This is a genomic window from uncultured Tateyamaria sp. (assembly GCF_947503465.1).
Lineage (GTDB): Bacteria > Pseudomonadota > Alphaproteobacteria > Rhodobacterales > Rhodobacteraceae > Tateyamaria.
In genome coordinates, this window is the sequence record NZ_CANNDN010000004.1 from 130,074 (window position 1) to 147,262 (window position 17,189).

The following is a 17,189-nucleotide window of genomic DNA, read 5'->3' on the forward strand; positions in this document are numbered from 1 at the left end:
ATCGGCCCATGACCGTCAAGGACACCGCCGCCATGATTGCAGGCATCCAGCCCGTGCTGAACCCCGGCGCATGGTCGTTTTGCGCCGTGACGGGCGGCGGCACCTTCCCGCCGGACGTCTTCGTGGCGATACAGGCGTCCGAAGGAACACCCCTGATCCTGTCACAGGCCAGCGCTGCCCTGAAAATGATCAAATTGCAGGTCCAGTCCGACTTCGAAGGCGTCGGCCTCCCAGCCGCCGTCGCCACGACGCTCAGCAGGCAGAGCATCCCGTGCAACGTGGTGGCAGGCGATCCCCACGACCACATCTTTGTGTCCGAAGACCAGGCCAGTCTGGCCCATGACACATTGCTGAAACGTTGACAGACGCCAACCAGGCACCAGCCCCCATTTTCTTCTGGCCAAAAATATCCCGGGGTCTGGGGCAGCGCCCCAGCCAGCGCGCCGCACAGCGGCGCGCATCGCCCCGGCAGCGTATCGGCGCAGCCGATGCGCGAGAGGGGCCATGCGTGTTCGGTCAGGCCAAGCCCCTCGCGCGGGCTCGGGCCATTCACATTTTTTGAACCGTCCACCGGACGCTTCAATTTTCTTCCAAAACCAAAGGTGAATGGTGGCGTGGGGGAGACTTGAACTCCCGACCTCTCGATTATGAGTCGAGCGCTCTAACCAGCTGAGCTACCGCGCCATGGGGGCGTCACCTATGCCAGCGCCCCAGAGTCGTCAAGCGCGAATTCAGGACTTTGTCGACCGCACCGTCTCGATCATCAGGGACACATTGTCAGGGTCCGCATCGGGCGTGATCCCATGGCCAAGATTGAAGATATGCGGCCCCTTCGAAAACGCGCGCACAATCGCCTGCGTCTCGTCCACCAGCGCCTGTCCGCCCGTCACCATGTGGGACGAGGCCAGATTGCCCTGTACGCACCCGTCCACCTGCACATGTTCCGCCGCCCACTCCGGTGAAATGGAATTGTCCAGCGCCACGCACTCCACGCCCGTCGCCTTGTGAAACCCGACATAGCCATCGCCCGCCTCACGCGGGAAGCCGATGACCGGGATATGAGGATACCGCGCCTTGAGCGCGCCGGTGATCTCGGCACAGGGGGCCACGGCATATTTCTCGAACGCCTCGCCCTTCAGCGACCCGGCCCAGCTGTCAAAGATCTTCACAACCTCGGCGCCTGCCTCGATCTGCGCCGCCAGATATTCAATGGTGGCCGCCGTGATCCGCGCCAACAACGCCTCGAACGCCGTCACATTGCCTTGCATCAACGCATGGGCCGGTCCCTGGTCCGGCGTTCCGCGCCCCGCGATCATGTAGGTGGCCACCGTCCACGGCGCGCCGGCAAAGCCGATCAGCGTGGTTTCTTGCGGCAGCTCCCGCCGCAGGATGCGCACGGTCTCGTAAATGGGATTCAGCGTCTCGTGAATGTCGTCCACGGGTTTCAGCGCATCGACACCCGCCTGATCGGTGATGGTCGACAGGCGCGGCCCCTCGCCCGTCACAAACCACAGGTCCGCGCCCAATGCCTGCGGCACAAGCAGAATGTCGGCAAACAGGATCGCCGCATCAAAACCATAGCGCCGGATGGGCTGCAACGTGACCTCGGCGGCCAGGTCCGGGGTGTAGCACAGGGACAGGAAATCCCCGGCCTGCGCACGCGTGGCCTTGTATTCGGGCAGATACCGTCCCGCCTGTCGCATCATCCAGATGGGCGGTGTCGGCAACACCTCACCCGCCAAAGCCCGCAAAATCGTCTTGCCGGTTCCGCCGTCTTTCATCACTACGCCCCTGTATGATCGTTTCCAGTTGTCAACATAAGTTGACACATCTAAAAGATAAAGCCATGACTGTGCGCCTACCTTCTCCCGCCGCTCCGCTCAAGATCGGAACCCGTGGCTCTCCCCTTGCCCTGGCCCAAGCCCACGAGACGCGCCAGCGTCTTGGCACGGCCTTCGATCTGCCCGACGCGGCGTTCGAGATCGTGGTGATCAAGGTGCAGGGCGATGACCGCTCCATGATCGCCGCCGACCGCCCGTTGAAAGAGATCGGCAACAAGGGCCTGTTCACCCGAGAGATCGAAGACGCCTTGCTGGAGGGCGGTATCGACATTGCCGTCCACTCGATGAAGGACATGCCGACCGTGCAGCCGGACGGCCTGGTCCTGGACACCTACCTGCCGCGCGAAGATGTGCGAGATGCGTTTGTGTCGCCCCGTTTCAAGACCATCGCAGACCTGCCCGCCGGGGCCACGGTCGGGTCGTCCTCCCTGCGCCGGCGCGCGCAGCTGCTGCACAGACGGCCGGACCTGAACGTCGCCGAATTTCGCGGTAACGTGCAGACACGGCTGAAAAAACTGGGCGACGGTGTGGCCGATTGCACCTTCCTCGCCTGTGCGGGTCTGAACCGTCTGAACATGACGGACGTGCCCGCCACACCCGTCGATCCCACCGACATGCTGCCCGCTATCGCCCAGGGGGCCATCGGCATTGAACGTCGTGTGTCGGATACCAACACCGCAGACCTGCTGGCCGCCATCCACGACGCCCCGACAGGTCACCGCCTTGCAGCGGAACGGCACTTTCTCTTCACCCTCGACGGCTCTTGCGAGACCCCCATCGCCGGGCTCGCGACCCTCGACGGTGCCACGCTGACCCTTGTCGGAGAGGTCTTGCGCCCCGACGGATCTAACGCCATCAGCGGCACCCGAACAGGGGCCATCGCAGATGGCACGGCCATGGGCGCCGACCTGGCCCAGGACCTTCTGAAAACCGCAGGCCCCGGCTTTTTCGACTGGCACTGATCCTCTTTCACTTGGCCAGGCAAACTCCGGGGGAGGCCGCAGGCCGGGGGCAGAGCCCCCATGGTCGGCGCAGATCGCCACCGCGCCCTTCGCAGAGGGCCTCTTGAAACACAGAAGTGATGGACCTGGTGCGCTCTGTCCTTGACCGACTCAAGGCCGGGACATCACGCTGGTGCCATGTCCATGCCGCGCAGCCAGCTGTCCACCCATGAGGTCGAAAACCAGCCCGACCCGCTGGGCGATGTGAACCTTTACGCCTCTGATCCGATCCTGCGGGCCACCGCGCCGGACAGCCTGTCGGACTATGGTGCATCGCTGGGGCGGGCAAAGACGCGCGCCCTTGGACGCAGCGCCCAACGGCATGGGCCCGCATTGCAGCTGTTTGACACTGGGGGGCGGCGGCTGGACGAGGTGGCCTTCCACCCCGCCTATCACGAGATGATGACGCTGAGCCAGGGTGCGGGCTATGCCGCGACCGCCTGGGATGGTGGCAGTCACGTGGCCCATGCGGCGATGGTGTACCTCGCGTCCCAGGTCGAGCCTGGCCATTGCTGTCCCCTGACCATGACCTATGCCGCGGTGCCTGCGCTACAGGTCAACACCGACATCGCGGCGCACTGGGTGCCAAAGCTGATCGCGCGCGACTATGACCCGCGCACCCTGCCCATCGGGCACAAGCGTAGCGCCACCCTGGGCATGGCGATGACCGAAAAACAAGGCGGATCGGACGTGCGCGCCAACACCACGCGGGCCGTGCGGGATGGCGCGGCCTGGCGGTTGACCGGCCACAAATGGTTCTGTTCGGCGCCCATGTCCGACGGGTTTCTGACGCTTGCGCAGACTGACACGGGCCTGACCTGTTTTCTGGTGCCGCGCTGGTTGGAGGGGGACCGCAATGCCATTCACCTGATGCGCCTGAAGGACAAGCTGGGCAACACGGCGAATGCGTCTTCCGAGATCGAATATCACGACGCCCTCGCCTACCAGCTGGGCGATGCGGGGCGTGGGGTGCAGACGATCATCGAGATGGTGCACCACACCCGCCTGGATACCGCCATGGCCCCTGCCGGCTTGATGCGGGGGGCGTTGATGCATGCGATGCACTGGGCGCGGCACAGGCGCGTGTTTCAAAAGACATTGATCGACCAGCCGTTGATGCAATCGGTGCTTGCGGACCTGATTCTGGATTGGCAGGCGGCAACCCGTCTGGGCCTGTCTGTGGCGATGGCCTTTGATGATCCTGAGGCGCGCCCCTTTGCCCGGATCGCCGTGGCGCTGGCGAAGTTCCTCAACAACAAGCTGTGCCCGCGCGTCACGCTTGAGGCGATGGAGACCTTGGGCGGCATGGGATATGTCGAGGATACACCGATGCCGATGTTTTACCGCGAGGCGCCGCTGAACAGCATCTGGGAAGGGTCGGGCAATGTGATCTGCCTGGATATCCTGCGCACGCTGTCGCGCGATCCCGACGCGTTGGAGGCGTTGCGTGCGCGGCTGGATGCGTCCAAGGGTGTCGACGCCCGATACGATCAGGCGCTGAAGGATCATCGCGAGCGGTGGTCCAGGCTGCCCCAAGAGGGGGATGCACGGCATTTTGCAGAGCGGACGGCGCTGTTGCTGGCGGCCTCGGTGCTGGTGCGGGATGCCCCTGCCGCGGTGTCTGACGGGTTTGTCGCGACGCGCCTTGAGCCTTCGCGGGGGCATATTGCAGGGTCCATTGCCGGGGTCGATGTCGCAGGCATTCTGGACACGTTCTGAGGTTACCCATGGGTAACCATTAAGGACCATTAAGTTACTTATACCAAAGGTTAATTCAACGCACGCGGGCCGTCAGACCCACTTGGCCAGCGGCGGCAAGGACATCAGCACCGCATTGGCATCATGGCCGGTTTCGAGCCCGAATTTCGTACCGCGATCATAGACCAGGTTGTATTCGGCATAGAGACCCCGATGCACCAGTTGCGCATCCTTGTCGGCGTCATCCCAATCCTGCACCCGACGCTTTTCCACCAGCGGCACATAGGCGGGCAGGAAGGCACGCCCGATGTCCTGGGTCAGGGCGAAATCCGCCTCCCAATCGCCGGTATTGTGATCATCCATGAAGATGCCGCCCACCCCGCGCGCGCGGCGGCGGTGGGGGATGTAGAAATATTCGTCCGCCCACTCTTTCAGCCGGGGGTAATGCGTTTCTCCGTGCGGGTCGAGATGCGCCTTCTGCTGCGCGTGGAAATGGGCCGTATCCTCGGCGTATTCGATGCAGGGGTTCAGGTCGGACCCGCCCCCAAACCACCACGCGTGGGGCGTCCAGAACATGCGGGTGTTCATGTGCACGGCGGGCGCGTGCGGGTTCTGCATGTGAGCGACAAGAGAGATGCCCGAAGCCCAGAACCGCGGGTCGTCCTTCATCCCGGGAATGCCCTTGCGCGCCGCCATCGCCATCTGCGCGCGTTCGCCCAGCGTGCCATAGACGGTCGAGACGTTCACACCGACCTTTTCGAACACCCGGCCCCCGCGCATCACGCTCATCAGCCCGCCGCCTGCGTCCGACCCGTCATCGGAGGTGCGTTTGGTTTCCGTCACGTCGAACCGGCCCGGCGTGCCATCCGACATGGGGCCGGCGGCATGGCTGTCTTCCAACCCCTCAAAGGCCGCGACGATATCGTCGCGCAACTGCCGGAACCATGCGGCGGCACGGGTTTTCTGGGTGTCGAAGTGTTCGGTCATCGCGCACTGTCCTGTTTGGTTGACACTTTTCTAGCGCACCTGCGGGGATGCGGCAAAGGGCAAAGTGCCGGACAACCAAGGCTTAGTGCGCGGGCGCCTCGACCGGGTCGAGCAGGCTGCGCCCGCCATCCACGGTCATCACGTCGCCGGTGACAAAGCCGGACCCGTCCGAGGCAAGGAACTGGACCGCGTCCACCAGTTCGGTGGGGCTGGCGATGCGGTGCAGGGGGGTGTGGTTTTGGATCTCGTCCCGCCATTCGGGATTGTCCCCGATCGACGACTTGAGCGAGGCCGACATCACCGACCCGAACGCCACGGCGTTCACCCGAATGCGCTGTGGCGCGAGAGCCAGCGCCATGGAGCGCGTCATCTGTTCCAGCCCCGCCGACGCGATGGAATAGCCCAGCAGTTGCGGCCGGGTCTGGTGCGCGGCGATGGAGCTGAGGTTGATGATCGAGCCGATGCTGGTGGCGTCCGTATTGTCCTTGGCCTGTTTGATCATGCGCCGCGCCACTTGCTGGCTGAGGCGCAACGCGGTCATCAGGTTCTGTTCCAGCAAGGTTTCCACCGACGCATCCTCGGGGTCCAGCGCGTCGGTTTCCATGACCTGACGCGAGGCGTTCACGAGGATGTCGATCTGATCGAAGGCGTCGATGGTGGCCGAGACGAGGTTGGCGATTGTCAGGCGCTGGCGCAGGTCGCCGGCGAAGTAGCGAATGTTGCCTTCTTCGGCGACGTCGCCCAGTTCGTCATGCAACCGCTTTTCATCCATGTCGGCGCACATGACATTGGCGCCCTGATCCGCGAAATGCCGTGCGATGGCAAGGCCGATGCCATTGGCCGCCCCCGTGACGATGGCCGTCTTGCCGTTGATGGAAAAGGACATGTGCTACCTTTTGGGTTGCTTGGGGCGTTCGGCCCGCACCAGTTTGAACCGCGCATCGCCGTCCAGATCAACCACTTTGGCAAAATGCGACGCGAGGGCATCTTCGTAGGGCAGGTGCCGGTTGGCGACCATCCACAGCGCCCCGTGCGGTTTCAGGATGCGCGCGGCCGCCGCGATAAAGGCGCGGCCCAGCGACGGGTCGGCGCTGCGTGATTTATGAAAGGGCGGGTTCATCACCACGGCGTCCACCTTGTCCGGCGGGGTCCAGGTGGTGGCGTCGGCCCAGTGGAAACGGGCGCGGGTGTCGGTGACGTTGTGGCGGGCGCATTGCAGGGCCATGTCATGCGCTTCGACCAGATGCACGGTTTGCACATCGCGGGTAAGCAGGTGCGCCGAGAGGTACCCCCAGCCTGCGCCAAGATCGGCGATGGTCCCCACCATGGTGTCGGGCAAGGCGTCGGCCAGCAGGGCCGAGGCCGGGTCCACGCCGTCGGCGGAAAAGACGCCGGGAGCGGTCCAGAACCCGCCCGGGTGCAGTTCGGGGCCGCGCGCCCAGTCGCTGAGGTCAACGCCCCCGCGGGCCCAGTAGATCTTGCCATGGGATTTGGAGATGGGCGCGCTGACATCGGTGTGCTTGCGCAGGGCTTTGAGCATGCTGTCCGCGCCATCGGTTTTTTGTCCGTCGATGATCACAGGTCCATCCGTCCGGGCCATGGCGGCGGCGACCAGCGCCTGCGCTTCGGCCCGCGCGCGGGTCAGGCAGGTGACGCTGGCCGCGAACCGCGTGTCGCCGGGCAGTTCGGGCGACACGCTGTAGCCGCGCCTTTCGAAGCGCGCGCATACGGTGACGAGGGGGGACACGACATGGACGTTGCCCATGGGCAACGCCGACAGGTCGGCATCCTCGGCTGGGTGCAGAACGGCCACAGGGCCATCGCCCCAAGCGTCCATCGCCTGAAGCGCCAAGGGCAAGCGATCACCGATCACCTACTCTTCTTTCTCCATCGTGCATTGCAGCGGGTGCTGGTGCCGGCGGGCAAAGTCCATGACCTGGGCCACCTTCGTCTCTGCGATCTCGTGACTGAAGACCCCCACAACAGCGAGGCCCTTCTTGTGCACGGTCAGCATGATTTCGAACGCCTGGGCGTGGTTGAGCCCGAAAAAGCGTTCAAGCACGTGCACGACGAATTCCATGGGCGTATAGTCGTCATTCAAGAGCAGCACCTTGTAGAGAGGCGGGCGCTTGGTCTTGGGCTTGGTTTCGGTGACGACGCTGGTGTCCCCATCGTCGTCCATCGGTCCGGCCATCATATGCATGTCAGACTGCATGCGCGTCCTCATAAACGGGAATCTCTTGGTGAGCTTGGACCACCCTATATAACGCGCGGGACAGTTTAGAAAAGAGGGCGGCGCGGGATTGTCGCGGCGTTGCGGGACAGGATGGCCTTTGACACGGCATGTATTGCCTTTGATGCAGACGACACGCTTTGGCACAATGAACGGGTGTTCAAGCTGACGCAGGAGCAGTTCGCCGAGCTGCTGGCCCCCCATGTGCAGGCGCCCGATCTGGATGCGCAATTGCTGGCCGCCGAGCGGCGCAATATCGGGCAGTACGGCTTTGGCGTGAAGGGGTTTGTCCTGTCGATGATCGAGACCGCGCTTGAGGTGACACAGAACCGCGTGCCGGGGTCCGTCATCGGCGATCTGATTGCCGCGGGGCAAGAGATGCTGGCCCATCCCACGGACCTGCTGCCCCATGCCGAAGAGGCGGTGCGCGTTGCCCGGGAACGCGGTCCGGTTCTGCTGATCACCAAGGGCGACCTGCTGGATCAGGAGCGCAAGCTGGCGCAATCGGGCCTGGGTGATCTGTTTGACGGGGTCGAGATCGTGTCGGACAAGACCGCGTCGGTCTATGCCCGCATCTTTGACGCCTTCGGCGGCGCGGACCGGGGCATGATGATCGGCAATTCGATGAAATCGGATGTGCGTCCCATGATTGATGCGGGTGGCTTTGGTGTCTTTGTACCCCACGATCTGGCGTGGGATCTGGAACATGCGGACGCGCCCGAGGACCATCCGCGTTACGCGACCCTGCCCGATCTGGGGGCGCTGCCCGATTTTCTGCGCCTGCGCGATTAGGCGCCGCCACATTGCTGCCACAATCGCCCTGATGGTGCCATGCGCCCCCGCATCCCCAAGATATTGAACACTGCGGGTGCAGAAAAACGGAAACGTGAGGGACATCAACACTTTAATGAAAAAGCATCCTGTGTTAGCGTGCAGGCAATTACAAAAAAGGTCAGTCGAATAATCGACGGCCAGAGGCAGACATAGGCAGGTTTACCGTGAAGGTTCGGCGCGCACAGCCGGCCCGGCTAGGGCTCATTCTATTCGCACTTCTCTGGATGATCGTGATCGTCCCCGCCTCGGTCATGGCGGCCCCGTATGCGGCGTTCGTGATGGACGCGCGCACGGGCGAGGTCTTGCATTCCCGCAACGCCGACACGCGGTTGCACCCGGCATCGCTGACCAAGATGATGACCTTGTACATCGTCTTTCAGGCGGTCGAGCGGGGCGAGATCACGATGGACACCAAGGTGAAGGTGTCCCAGAAGGCCGCCGCCGAAGTGCCGTCGAAGCTGGGCCTGCGTGCAGGGTCCAGCATCAAGCTGCGCTACCTTGTGCGGGCCGCAGCGGTGAAGTCCGCCAATGACGCGGCCACCGCCATGGCCGAAGCCATCTCCGGATCCGAGGCCGCCTTTGCCCGCCGGATGAACCGCACGGCCAAGTCGCTGGGCATGACCCGCACCACCTTCAAGAACGCGCATGGCCTGACCGAAAGCGGGCACCAGTCCACGGCCCGCGACATGTCGATCCTGGGGCGGCACCTGCTGTATGACTACCCGCAATACTACAACCTGTTCTCGCGCACCTCGACCAATGCGGGCATTGCCGAAGTGCGCAATACGAACCGGCGCATGCTGGCCAATTACAAGGGCGCCGACGGGATCAAGACCGGCTATACCCGCGCGGCGGGCTTCAACCTTGTGGCATCCGCCGAGCGTGGCAACGAACGCATCATCGCCACCGTCTTTGGCGGCAAATCGACCACGTCGCGCAATGCGAAGGTGGCGGAATTGCTGGACCTCGGCTTTCGCCGCGCCCCGAGCCGCGCGCCTGTGCGCAAGCCGCAGAAACCCGGATACGTGCCGGGCGACGATCCCGTTGTCATCGCAGGCAATCAGGACGCGCCCAAGGGCGCAGGCAAGATCATCCGCCTGAGCGGCGCGGTCAAAACCAGCTATCGCCCCAAGATGCGTCCGGGCAGCGCAGCCCCGGTTCTGGTAGCCGAAGCACCGGTGGCGACCACTGTGTTGCCGGATGACATCCAGACCGCGCTGGTCGCGGCACAGACCAACGAAACCACGTCGCAACTGGCGGCATCGGCGCTGTCGGCGGCCCTGGTCCCATCGGTGCGGCCCGAAGCGCGGCCCACGCAGGTGGCATTGAGCCCCGAGCCCGAGGTTGTGACCCGCGTGTCCACATCCGGCGGACGGCACTGGGGTGTGAACATCGGGCGCTATGCCAGCCGCTACAAGGCCGAAAAGGTGCTGCTGCAAACGGCCCTGGCCGAGATGTCGTCGCTGGATGGCAGCCTGCGCAAGGTGGTGCGCCGCCCAACCGGCTTTGACGCCAATTTCATGGGCATGACGCGCGATGGCGCTGATCTGGCCTGTCGTCGCCTGCAATCGCGCAACGTGACCTGTTTCATGATCGGACCGTCCTAGGCGCGGGCCGGTCAGGTCCACGCCGCCGGATCGACATTCAACAAAAGGGCAAGCTGGTCGTAGACCTCAGGCTCTGCCCCTTGCAGCGCATCGGGGCGTTCAAAGAACAGTTCGACCGCGACGGCAAAGAATTCTTCGTGATTGGTGGCGCCATAGGCGTCGATGACCGTGCGCCGCCCCGCCTCCACACGTGCGACGTGACGGTCGTAGGCGGCGACGATGACCTGCGCCCAAGTGGCAAAGTCCTGCCCCGGTGCCATGGGCGGTGCGCCGTCCGTCTGACCCGACAGGTCATCCAGCTGGTGCGCGAATTCATGCAGGGCGACGTTCATCCCGTCCTGGCCGTTCAGCCCGCCCTGATGCGTGTCCTGCCAGGACAAGACCACCGGCCCCCGTGACCAGCTTTCGCCCAGGCGCACCACCTCTTCTTCGGTCACGACATAGCCGTCCTGCCGGGTCTGTTTCGATTTGAACGCACCGGGGTAGACCAGCACGGTGCTGAGGTGGCGGTACCAGGCGTCCGTACCCACCACCAGCAAGGCCGCCTGTGCCGCGATGCTCAGCGCCATCTCGTCCGTGACCTCGAGCCCGTTGCAGCCTACCAGTTCGACCTGGTTGAGAAACAGCGCCACCTTGCCCTCGAACGGGGCCTTGAGGGCGGGCGGCAGCTTGCGGATCAGCGGCACCTGGCGTCGGATGATCTGCCATTCCGTGTCCGTCAGGCGCGACGCGAGCACCTCTTGCTGCCATTGGCGCTTGCGCCAGGCGCGCCATGCCAGGGCGCCGCCGATAAGCGCGATGAGGCCAAGGAACCAGATCATGTCCGGGCCGCCTTTCTGATCCAGCGGACAAAGTCCCGCAGCGGCGGGCGTTGGACCCCGGGCCGGGTGACAAGGTGATACCCCGCACCGTCAGTCGCATCCTCGTGCAGCACGCACAACCGCCCGGCGGCGATGTCCGCCTCGACAAAGGTGCGGACCGTGACGGCCACCCCCTGCCCGTCGCGCGCCCCGTCCAGCATCAGGTTGCCGGGCACCTGCGTGACGGGGCCGCGCGGCATGTCCGCGCCGCCGCGCCGCGCCAGCCATTTGGAGCTTTCGGTGGTGCCCACCTCTTCCAGCCAGGGCAATGCGCCAAGGCGGGACGCGTCCGACACATCGCGCCCCGTGATCAGGTCGGGGGCCGCGACCACCACCATGGACGTGGGCACGATGAGTTCATTGTCGAGCCCGTCCCACCCGCCGGTGCCATAGCGGATCGAGACGTCCACGCCCCCCGGCGCCAGCGTGACCAGATCGGCGGTGGGGTTCAGGACCAGGTTGATGTCGGGGTGCTGCGCGCGGAATTCGGACAGGCGGGGCATCAGCCAGGCGGCGGCAAAGCTGGGCGTCGGCGAGATATGGAGCGGGCGCGCGGCCTCTGCCCCGGTCACCATGGCGATCGCGCGGGCAATGCTGGCAAAGCCGTCGCTGCATCCCTGTGCCAGGATATCCCCGTCATCCGTCAGCGTCATGGCGCGGCCCGACCGGTCAAACAGGCTGACGCCCAGATGCACTTCAAGCGCGCGCAATTGCTGGCTGATGGCGGCGTGGCTGACCGACAGGGCCTGCCCGGCCGCCACCACGCTGCCCGTGTCGACAAAGGCGGCAAAGGCGCGCACCGCGGCCAGCGGTGGAAGGTTTCGCCATTCCATATGTCAGCCCAACTTACACATCAGAATTCCAATTGAGTCGCATTGCGCCCTTCATTGTTCAATAAATATGCAATAACCCCCTTGTTCAAGAGGCTCCCCATGTTGGACATATATGCTCAAACTTTCATGACTGCGACCCGCAATCGCCCCTGCACCCGCGTGGCACTGCCCCGGACCCGGTGGTGGCAGGGCAAGCGGACCAAGTGCATCGACCTGAACCGGCTATGATCGCGGTATTGCGGCGCTCTGCCGACACGGACACGATCAAGTGGACAGCCTCCATCGTTCAGATCCTCGGCTACGGGGCGACGGCGATGGGGCTGACGCCCTGGAACATCTACTTTTTCCTGGTGGGCATTCTGGGTTGGTTCGTTGTCGGCTGGCGGTGGAATGACCGGGCCATCATGCTGATCCACGTCGTGGCGCTGGCCGCGATGATGGTGGGCCTAGCTGCGGGCGGGTGACGCGTCTCCCCCGTCGAAACTGTCCCGCAGCAACCCGTAGCGCATCCGCGCATCGGCAATGGCCCGGTAGGACCCGATCAGATCCCGGATCGGGTCCCCGATCCGTTCAAGGCCCGAGATGAACGCCACGATCACACCGACCTGCACCTCTCCCTGGATCACCAGATAGCCGCCATAGGCGATGACGCCGAAGGGGCCCAGCGCGATCAGCAGGTTGTTGATGGTTTTCATCACGTGTTTGGTCAGGACAAACTTCCTGCGCAACACCTTGATGCGGTCGGCCATGGTGACAAAGTCGTCGGGCGGATCGCGGTCGAACAGGTCCTCGTCCGGCTGGTCCACCATGAAGTCGCCAAGGTCGCGCGTTTCTTCGGCCTTGGCCTTGGCCAGGCGGTTCATGCGGGCCTGCGCGATGGGCACGATCACGAATTGCGGCAGGTAAAGCCCGATGGCAATGGCGGCAATCGCCGGTTCCACGAACACCATGTATCCCAGAACGGCGATCAGGGTACCCGCTTGCAGCAGGGGGGCGGAAATCGCCTCGCCCGCGAAGCCGCCCAGCTTTTCCACCTCGTTTGACAGGATCGACACCACCGCGCCGCTGTCGACGCCACCGCTGTCGTCCTTCCGGTACTTGGGCGGGCACTGGTCGGTATAGATGTGGGTGTAGGTGTCTGACCGCAGCGTGCGCGTAAGGTCTGCTGACAGGTAGTCGCGCCACAGGCGGACACCGAACTTGACCGCAGCGGACGCAAGGATCGCCAGAAGGTACAGCCCACACAGAAGTGTCAGCAGGTTCAGGTCACTGTTTGCAACCGCGTCATCCAGCGCGCGGCGTTGCAATTCCAGCGGGACGGGTTGCAGAAGCGCGAGCAGCAGCGTCAGCAGGGCCAAACCGATCTGCTGGCGGCGCGCGTGGGACAGGATGTAGCGATAGAGTGACCTGGGCATGGGGCGCACCTAGCGCTCCGTACGGCTTCGCCTAGTGCGTGGCTTGCAACAACAGGCGGGTATAATCCGTCTGGGGCCGTTCAAACAGATCCTCTGCCGCGCCCTGTTCGACCACATCGCCCTGTTTCATCACCAGCACCTTGTGGCTCATGGCGCGCACGACCTTCAGGTCGTGGCTGATGAACAGGAAGGCCAGGCCGTATTTCTGCTGCAACCCGCGCAAGAGTTCCACGATCTGCACCTGCACCGTCATGTCGAGGGCCGAGGTCGGTTCATCCAGCACCACCAGCTTGGGCCGCAGCACCATGGCGCGCGCAATCGCGATGCGCTGGCGCTGGCCGCCCGAAAATTCGTGCGGGTAGCGGTCCATCGTGGTGGGATCAAGGCCCACTTCGCTCATCACTTCGGCCACGACCTCGCGCGCGCTGCGCCCGTCGTCGATGCCGTGCACGCCCAACCCCTCGGCAATGATCTGCATGGCCGTCATACGGGGTGACAGCGACCCGAACGGGTCCTGGAACACAATCTGCATGTCCTTGCGCAGGCGGCGCAGTTCGCGCACCGACCATGCGCGAATGTCCTGCCCCATGTAGACAATCCGCCCCTCGGACGAGATCAGGCGCATGATCGCCAGCGCCAGGGTCGTCTTGCCCGAGCCGGATTCGCCCACGATGCCCACGGTTTCGCCCGCATGCACCTGAATGGTGGCGTCATTCACGGCCTTCACGTGCCCCACCGTCCTGCGCAACAGGCCCGCAGTGATCGGGAACCAGACCTTGAGGTTCGCGGTTTCCGCCACCAGTTCGGCATTGTCCGGCACCGGCGCCGGCTGGCCCGTGGGTTCGGCACTCAGCAGTTTCTGGGTATAGGGGTGCTTGGGCGCGTCAAAGATATCCTTGGTCGGACCGGTTTCCACGATCAGACCGTGCTGCATGACACAGACCCGGTCGGCAATCCGCCGCACGATGCCCAGATCGTGGGTGATGAACAGCAGTCCCATGTCCTCTTGCGCCTTCAGGTCGGCCAGAAGGTCAAGGATTTGCGCCTGGATGGTCACATCCAGCGCTGTGGTCGGTTCATCGGCAATCAGGATGTCGGGCTTGTTCGCCAGCGCCATGGCAATCATCACCCGCTGGCGCTGTCCGCCGGACAGTTGGTGGGGGTACGCGTTCAGGCGGCTTTCCGCATCGCGGATGCCAACCTTGTCCAACAATTCGAGCACACGCCCGCGCGCATCTTCACCGACGATGCCCTGATGCAGGGCCAGGCTTTCGCCCAATTGCTTGGCGATCGTGTGCAGCGGGTTCAGCGACGTCATCGGTTCCTGAAAGATGAACGAGATGTCGTTGCCGCGCACCTTGCGCAAGAGCCGGTCATCGGCCCCGATCATTTCCTGCCCGTCATAGGTGACGGAGCCGGACACTTCGGCGCTGTCGCCCAACAGCGATACGGTGGACAGGGCCGACACGGACTTGCCCGACCCGGATTCGCCCACCAGCGCGACAGTTTCGCCGCGGTCCACATGGAAGGACACCCCCTTGACCGCTTCGGTCAATTGGCCGTCCTGTCGGAAGCCGACACGCAGGTCATTCACTTGGAGAAGCGCCATTACGAGAACGTCTTTCTTGGGTCGAACGCGTCGCGGATGCCCTCGAAGATAAAAATCAGCAGGCTGAGCATGATGGCGAACACGGTAAAGGCGGTGAAGGCCAGCCAGGGGGCTTGCAGGTTCTGCTTGGCCTGCAAGGTCAGTTCCCCCAGCGACGGGGCCGAAGACGGCAGGCCAAAGCCGAGGAAGTCGAGGACCGCAAGCGACGAGATGGTGCCGGTGATGATGAAGGGCAGCATCGTCAGCGTCGCCACCATGGCATTGGGCAGCATGTGCCGGAACATGATGGTCAGGTTGCTGACGCCCAGGGCCCGTGCCGCACGCACATATTCAAGGTTGCGCGCGCGCAGGAATTCGGCGCGCACCACGCCCACAAGGCCCGTCCAGCCAAACAGGATCAGCAGGAAGACAAGCAGCCAGAAACTGCGCCCCAGGATCGCGAACATGATGATGATCACGTAAAGGCTGGGCGTCGAGGACCAGATTTCGATAATGCGTTGAAAGATCAGGTCCGTGCGCCCGCCAAAATACCCCTGCACCGCGCCCGCGATGATGCCGACGAGGGCCGACGCGCCCGTCACGACAAGCGTGAACAGGACCGACAGGCGGAAGCCGTGGATCACACGGGCCAGCACATCGCGCTTGGTCCCATCCGTACCCAGCAGGTTTTCCCCGTTGGGCGGCAGCGGCGCCGCACCGGGCCGGTCCACCGCAGTGTCAAAGCTGTAGGGAATGAGCGGCCAGATGGTCCACCCCTTGGTGATCGCCGCGCCATCGACCTCGCCGTCCTGCGCATCGGCAATCACGCCCTCGGGGTCGTCAAAACAGCTCTCCAACCCGCCGGACACGATCAGGCATTCCACCTCGGGATCGCGATAGCTGGCTTCGGTCCGGAAGTCCCCGCCAAAGGCGGTTTCGGGATAGAAGTTCCAGATCGGCGTGTAGAGTTCACCCTGGTATCGCACAAGGATCGGTTTGTCGTAGGCGATGAATTCGGCCATCAGCGACAGACCGAACAGGATTGAGAAAATCCAGAGCGACCAATACGCGCGGCGGTTCTTCTTGAAGTTCCGCCAGCGGCGGTGGTTCAGGGGCGACAGCGAAAAGAACGGGCGCCGTGGGGCCGGAGCGGCCGCAGGCGTCGGTTCCACCTCGATGACGGGGTCCGGCATGGCCATCAGCCTTCCCTCCGCTCAAAGTCGATGCGGGGGTCCACCAGCACATACATCAGGTCCGAGATGATCCCGACCAGCAGGCCCATGAGGCCAAAGATGTACAAGGTGCCGAAGACGATGGGATAATCCCGCGCCACCGCCGCCTCGAACCCGAGCCGCCCGAGGCCATCGAGCGAAAAGATCGTTTCGATGATCAGCGAACCGCCAAAGAAGACGCCGATGAACACCGCCGGAAAGCCCGCGATCACGATCAGCATCGCGTTGCGGAACACGTGGCCATACAGCACCCGGCGCTCTGACAACCCTTTGGCCCGGGCGGTCATCACGTAGAGCTTCTTGATCTCGTCCAGAAAGCTGTTCTTGGTCAGCAGCGTGAGCGTGGCAAAGGCCCCGATGGTTCCGGCCAGCACGGGCAACGTGATGTGCCAGAAATAGTCCAGCACTTTGCCCACCGTCGTCAGGTCATCGAAATTGTCCGAGGTGAGGCCCCGCAGCGGGAAGATCTGGTAATAACTGCCCCCCGCGAACAGAACCAGCAGGAGGATCGCAAACAGGAACCCCGGAATGGCATAGGCCGCGATGATCGCGCCCGATGTCCAGGTGTCAAAGGGCGTGCCGTCCTTGACCGCCTTGCGGATGCCCAGCGGGATCGACACGAGATAGGCAATCAGTGTGGACCACAGCCCCAGCGATATGGACACCGGCAGCTTTTCGATCACAAGGTCCACGACCCCGATACTTCGGAAATAGCTTTCGCCGAAGTCGAAGCGCGCATAATTCCACACCATGTTGAGGAACCGCTGCACCGGTGGTTTGTCAAAGCCGAATTCGCGTTCCAGTTCCGCGATGAATTCGGGTGGCAGTCCGCGCGCGCCCACATAGGTGCTGTCAGACGCGGTATTGAGTTCGTCGGCCCCTGCATCATTGTTGCCGCCGGCAAAGCCGCCAAAGACGTCCCCGCCCCCCTGTGCCCGCGCGATGGCCTGTTCGACAGGGCCGCCGGGGACAAACTGTGTCAGGGTAAAGTTGACCAGCAGGATGCCCAGTAGGGTCGGTATGACCAACAGCAGCCTGCGCAGGATGTAGGGGCCCATCG

17 protein-coding genes and 1 tRNA gene are annotated in these 17,189 nt (G+C 63.9%); 6 read left to right on the forward strand and 12 right to left on the reverse strand.

Features of this window, described 5'->3' with window-relative positions:
* Positions 1-8: 8 nt before the first annotated feature.
* On the forward strand, positions 9-362 hold the full coding sequence (locus Q0844_RS19205; RefSeq protein ID WP_299048385.1) for an ACT domain-containing protein: 354 nt from the start codon (positions 9-11) through the stop codon (positions 360-362).
* 245 nt (positions 363-607) lie between these two features.
* On the opposite strand, the gene Q0844_RS19210 is transcribed toward Q0844_RS19205, so the two are convergent.
* Both Q0844_RS19210 and hemE read right to left on the reverse strand, forming a co-directional pair.
* Positions 608-684, reverse strand: a tRNA-Met gene (locus Q0844_RS19210).
* A 47-nt stretch (positions 685-731) separates the two neighbouring features.
* On the reverse strand, positions 732-1,781 hold the full coding sequence (gene hemE / locus Q0844_RS19215; RefSeq protein WP_299048388.1) for a uroporphyrinogen decarboxylase: 1,050 nt from the start codon (positions 1,779-1,781) through the stop codon (positions 732-734).
* Positions 1,782-1,846: 65 nt separating this feature from the next.
* Here hemE and hemC point away from each other — a divergent pair, with 65 nt between their 5' ends.
* Both hemC and Q0844_RS19225 read left to right on the forward strand, forming a co-directional pair.
* Entirely contained in the window at positions 1,847-2,803 is a 957-nt protein-coding gene (gene hemC, locus Q0844_RS19220; protein ID WP_299048393.1) for a hydroxymethylbilane synthase, read from the forward strand.
* A 177-nt stretch (positions 2,804-2,980) separates the two neighbouring features.
* The gene (locus tag Q0844_RS19225; RefSeq protein ID WP_299048396.1) at positions 2,981-4,561 is read left to right on the forward strand and encodes an acyl-CoA dehydrogenase family protein; all 1,581 of its coding nucleotides are present in this window, start codon (positions 2,981-2,983) and stop codon (positions 4,559-4,561) included.
* A 72-nt stretch (positions 4,562-4,633) separates the two neighbouring features.
* Here the strand turns inward: Q0844_RS19225 and hemF are convergent, their stop codons facing one another.
* The 4 genes from hemF to clpS form a co-directional block, all read right to left on the reverse strand.
* A complete protein-coding gene (hemF, locus tag Q0844_RS19230; protein ID WP_299048398.1) occupies positions 4,634-5,527 on the reverse strand; it encodes an oxygen-dependent coproporphyrinogen oxidase in 894 nt (297 codons plus the stop codon).
* Positions 5,528-5,609: 82 nt separating this feature from the next.
* A complete protein-coding gene (locus Q0844_RS19235; protein ID WP_299048400.1) occupies positions 5,610-6,413 on the reverse strand; it encodes an SDR family oxidoreductase in 804 nt (267 codons plus the stop codon).
* 3 nt (positions 6,414-6,416) lie between these two features.
* Positions 6,417-7,364 (reverse strand): methyltransferase, encoded by a 948-nt coding sequence (locus tag Q0844_RS19240; RefSeq protein WP_299048606.1) that lies wholly within the window; start codon positions 7,362-7,364, stop codon positions 6,417-6,419.
* Between the two features lie 36 nt (positions 7,365-7,400).
* Positions 7,401-7,742 carry an ATP-dependent Clp protease adapter ClpS gene (clpS, locus tag Q0844_RS19245; protein ID WP_299048401.1) on the reverse strand — a complete coding sequence of 114 codons (342 nt, stop codon included), beginning with the start codon at positions 7,740-7,742 and terminating at the stop codon, positions 7,401-7,403.
* Positions 7,743-7,853: 111 nt separating this feature from the next.
* Between clpS and Q0844_RS19250 the strand changes: the two genes are divergently transcribed.
* Both Q0844_RS19250 and Q0844_RS19255 read left to right on the forward strand, forming a co-directional pair.
* Positions 7,854-8,552 carry an HAD family hydrolase gene (locus Q0844_RS19250; protein WP_299048404.1) on the forward strand — a complete coding sequence of 233 codons (699 nt, stop codon included), beginning with the start codon at positions 7,854-7,856 and terminating at the stop codon, positions 8,550-8,552.
* Positions 8,553-8,818: 266 nt separating this feature from the next.
* Complete coding sequence (locus Q0844_RS19255; RefSeq protein WP_299048406.1) at positions 8,819-10,201, forward strand: D-alanyl-D-alanine carboxypeptidase family protein; 1,383 nt, start codon at positions 8,819-8,821, stop codon at positions 10,199-10,201.
* A gap of 11 nt (positions 10,202-10,212) precedes the next feature.
* Here the strand turns inward: Q0844_RS19255 and Q0844_RS19260 are convergent, their stop codons facing one another.
* Entirely contained in the window at positions 10,213-11,022 is an 810-nt protein-coding gene (locus Q0844_RS19260; protein ID WP_299048409.1) for a M90 family metallopeptidase, read from the reverse strand.
* Complete coding sequence (locus tag Q0844_RS19265; protein ID WP_299048412.1) at positions 11,019-11,894, reverse strand: LysR family transcriptional regulator; 876 nt, start codon at positions 11,892-11,894, stop codon at positions 11,019-11,021. The genes Q0844_RS19260 and Q0844_RS19265 overlap by 4 nt, the downstream gene beginning before the upstream one ends.
* 224 nt (positions 11,895-12,118) lie before the next feature.
* Between Q0844_RS19265 and Q0844_RS19270 the strand changes: the two genes are divergently transcribed.
* A complete protein-coding gene (locus tag Q0844_RS19270; RefSeq protein ID WP_299048414.1) occupies positions 12,119-12,358 on the forward strand; it encodes a DUF6552 family protein in 240 nt (79 codons plus the stop codon).
* Here the strand turns inward: Q0844_RS19270 and Q0844_RS19275 are convergent.
* From Q0844_RS19275 to Q0844_RS19290, 4 genes are read right to left on the reverse strand one after another with little or no spacing between them, the layout of a single operon-like run.
* A complete protein-coding gene (locus Q0844_RS19275; protein ID WP_299048417.1) occupies positions 12,341-13,309 on the reverse strand; it encodes an ABC transporter ATP-binding protein in 969 nt (322 codons plus the stop codon). The two genes, Q0844_RS19270 and Q0844_RS19275, sit on opposite strands and share 18 nt — an antisense overlap.
* Positions 13,310-13,340: 31 nt before the next feature.
* Positions 13,341-14,918 (reverse strand): ABC transporter ATP-binding protein, encoded by a 1,578-nt coding sequence (locus Q0844_RS19280; RefSeq protein WP_299048419.1) that lies wholly within the window; start codon positions 14,916-14,918, stop codon positions 13,341-13,343.
* Entirely contained in the window at positions 14,918-16,096 is a 1,179-nt protein-coding gene (locus Q0844_RS19285; protein WP_299048421.1) for an ABC transporter permease, read from the reverse strand. The genes Q0844_RS19280 and Q0844_RS19285 overlap by 1 nt, the downstream gene beginning before the upstream one ends.
* Positions 16,096-17,187 (reverse strand): microcin C ABC transporter permease YejB, encoded by a 1,092-nt coding sequence (locus Q0844_RS19290; protein WP_299048422.1) that lies wholly within the window; start codon positions 17,185-17,187, stop codon positions 16,096-16,098. The genes Q0844_RS19285 and Q0844_RS19290 overlap by 1 nt, the downstream gene beginning before the upstream one ends.
* Between the last annotated feature and the right edge of the window lie 2 nt (positions 17,188-17,189).

What these genes read in the sequence shown, in the direction of transcription:
- Q0844_RS19265 (WP_299048412.1), bottom strand. Translation starts at nt 11,894, where the DNA reads ATGGAATGGCGAAACCTTCCACCGCTGGCCGCGGTGCGCGCCTTTGCC.
- hemC (WP_299048393.1), top strand. Translation starts at nt 1,847, where the DNA reads ATGACTGTGCGCCTACCTTCTCCCGCCGCTCCGCTCAAGATCGGAACC.
- Q0844_RS19275 (WP_299048417.1), bottom strand. Translation starts at nt 13,309, where the DNA reads ATGCCCAGGTCACTCTATCGCTACATCCTGTCCCACGCGCGCCGCCAG.
- Q0844_RS19260 (WP_299048409.1), bottom strand. Translation starts at nt 11,022, where the DNA reads ATGATCTGGTTCCTTGGCCTCATCGCGCTTATCGGCGGCGCCCTGGCA.
- Q0844_RS19235 (WP_299048400.1), bottom strand. Translation starts at nt 6,413, where the DNA reads ATGTCCTTTTCCATCAACGGCAAGACGGCCATCGTCACGGGGGCGGCC.
- Q0844_RS19270 (WP_299048414.1), top strand. Translation starts at nt 12,119, where the DNA reads ATGATCGCGGTATTGCGGCGCTCTGCCGACACGGACACGATCAAGTGG.
- Q0844_RS19280 (WP_299048419.1), bottom strand. Translation starts at nt 14,918, where the DNA reads ATGGCGCTTCTCCAAGTGAATGACCTGCGTGTCGGCTTCCGACAGGAC.
- hemF (WP_299048398.1), bottom strand. Translation starts at nt 5,527, where the DNA reads ATGACCGAACACTTCGACACCCAGAAAACCCGTGCCGCCGCATGGTTC.
- Q0844_RS19290 (WP_299048422.1), bottom strand. Translation starts at nt 17,187, where the DNA reads ATGGGCCCCTACATCCTGCGCAGGCTGCTGTTGGTCATACCGACCCTA.
- Q0844_RS19250 (WP_299048404.1), top strand. Translation starts at nt 7,854, where the DNA reads ATGGCCTTTGACACGGCATGTATTGCCTTTGATGCAGACGACACGCTT.
- clpS (WP_299048401.1), bottom strand. Translation starts at nt 7,742, where the DNA reads ATGCAGTCTGACATGCATATGATGGCCGGACCGATGGACGACGATGGG.
- Q0844_RS19240 (WP_299048606.1), bottom strand. Translation starts at nt 7,364, where the DNA reads ATGGACGCTTGGGGCGATGGCCCTGTGGCCGTTCTGCACCCAGCCGAG.
- hemE (WP_299048388.1), bottom strand. Translation starts at nt 1,781, where the DNA reads ATGAAAGACGGCGGAACCGGCAAGACGATTTTGCGGGCTTTGGCGGGT.
- Q0844_RS19285 (WP_299048421.1), bottom strand. Translation starts at nt 16,096, where the DNA reads ATGGCCATGCCGGACCCCGTCATCGAGGTGGAACCGACGCCTGCGGCC.
- Q0844_RS19225 (WP_299048396.1), top strand. Translation starts at nt 2,981, where the DNA reads ATGTCCATGCCGCGCAGCCAGCTGTCCACCCATGAGGTCGAAAACCAG.
- Q0844_RS19255 (WP_299048406.1), top strand. Translation starts at nt 8,819, where the DNA reads ATGATCGTGATCGTCCCCGCCTCGGTCATGGCGGCCCCGTATGCGGCG.
- Q0844_RS19205 (WP_299048385.1), top strand. Translation starts at nt 9, where the DNA reads ATGACCGTCAAGGACACCGCCGCCATGATTGCAGGCATCCAGCCCGTG.